The 1500-nt window shown below is 65.3% G+C and carries 3 protein-coding genes; all 3 read right to left on the bottom strand.

The window, feature by feature from the left end; all coding sequences use genetic code 11:
* The coding region (locus B7L71_RS07060; protein ID WP_249273197.1) for an AMIN domain-containing protein at window positions 1-564 on the bottom strand (564 nt) is incomplete at its 3' end.
* Entirely contained in the window at window positions 561-1058 is a 498-nt protein-coding gene (gene tsaE / locus B7L71_RS07055) for a tRNA (adenosine(37)-N6)-threonylcarbamoyltransferase complex ATPase subunit type 1 TsaE (protein ID WP_081136969.1), read from the bottom strand. The genes B7L71_RS07060 and tsaE, both read right to left, overlap by 4 nt.
* Window positions 1059-1069: 11 nt before the next feature.
* Window positions 1070-1500 (bottom strand): NAD(P)H-hydrate dehydratase (locus B7L71_RS07050; protein ID WP_283160406.1); only part of this gene is annotated, 431 nt, incomplete at its 5' end.

The raw sequence follows: 1500 nt of genomic DNA, 5'->3' as shown, positions 1-1500 counted from the left end.
CTGCACCTCCACCGGCTGGGTGGGTGCTTCGGGCACCTCGGCCACCGCACTGGGCACATCCGCCTGCTGGGCCTGGGCGCTACGCTGCGCCATGATCTCCTGATCGCGGATCATCGCCTCGATGGGGTCGATGGGGTTTTCGACGGCGCTTTCACCGGGGTACTCCAGATCCACCACCAGCCGATGACCGTACTGGTCGTTGGGCGGCAGGGTAAAATGACGCGGGGAAATATCGCGATTGAGCTCCAGCACCACGCGCAGGCCGCCACCATCTCGGGAGCCCGTGCGCACGGCGGAAATCGCGCTGCCCTCCAGGGGCAGCGTCGAGACATCGGTATCGAGCTGGCTGTCGTCGAGGTCGATGACCAGCCGCGCCGGATTATCCAGGGTAAACACATTGGCCTGCGCAGCGGCGGTCAAATCGAACACCAGCCGCGCATGATCGGGCGCCGCCCACAGGCGCATGCTCTCGACGGTCGCTGCCTGCAACGATGCACTACTCATCAAGAGCAGCGCGCACCCGGTGGCCAACCTGCCTGCCCAGGCAACCAATGACTGTCTCATGTCCATTGAACCACACCACGCTCCTGTTGCTGTTCAGCCGCCAGCGTTTCGAGCTGAGCCAACGCCGCAACTCCATGCGGCGTCTCGGCACTTAATGTCAGCAGGCGACCGGGTGACGCCACCTGCAAGCGTATCCATAGATCGGGCGCGGGCAGCCAGCCAGCACCCTGGCTGGGCCACTCCACCAGGCACAAGGCCTGGTCGGACAGCACCTCTCGCCCGCCGATGAACTCCAGCTCTTCCGGGTCGGCAAGGCGGTAAAGATCCAGGTGATAAATCCGCTGCTCGCCTAGCTCGTAGGGCTCTACCAGCGTGTACGTGGGACTTTTGACCGCCCCCTGATAACCGTAGGCACGCAAGATGCCTCGCGTCAGCGTCGTCTTGCCTGCCCCTAGGTCGCCTTCGAGATACACTCGCCCGCGACCTTCCAGCGCCTTGCCCAGCGCTTCTCCAAAGGCAACGTGGGCCATTTCGTCACTTGATTGCACCTGCATGTGGGCTGCCTTCACGGGTTGATAAACGCTCGTGCATAGGATGCCAGATCACTTGCCAACAGGCCACGCTCTCCGCTGGCTTTCGCGGCGGCATCACCCGCCAGGCCGTGTACCATGACACCCAGCCAGGCGCTCCACTCCAGACGATCGTGCTGGCCTGCCAGGGCTCCCAGCATGCCGCTCAGCACGTCACCCATCCCGCCGCTGGCCATGCCGGGATTCCCATACGGGCATACCATCAGCCCACTGGGGCCGACGATCAGGCTGCCTGCGCCTTTCAGGACCACCACGCCGCCACGGGCACGCTGCAAGGCCCGCGCCGCCTCAGGGCGGTCCGCCTGTACCTCGGCCACCGTGCACCCCAGTAGTCGCGCGGCTTCCCCCGGATGCGGGGTCAGTATCCAGTCATCGCGGCGCACGTCAGGCCAGCGGCTGGCCAGCA

The organism is Halomonas sp. BC2, from assembly GCF_002078115.1.
Lineage (GTDB): Bacteria > Pseudomonadota > Gammaproteobacteria > Pseudomonadales > Halomonadaceae > Vreelandella > Vreelandella stevensii.
The sequence above is the reverse complement of the archived record's forward strand: the minus strand, read 5'-3'. Positions and strand labels throughout refer to the sequence as shown.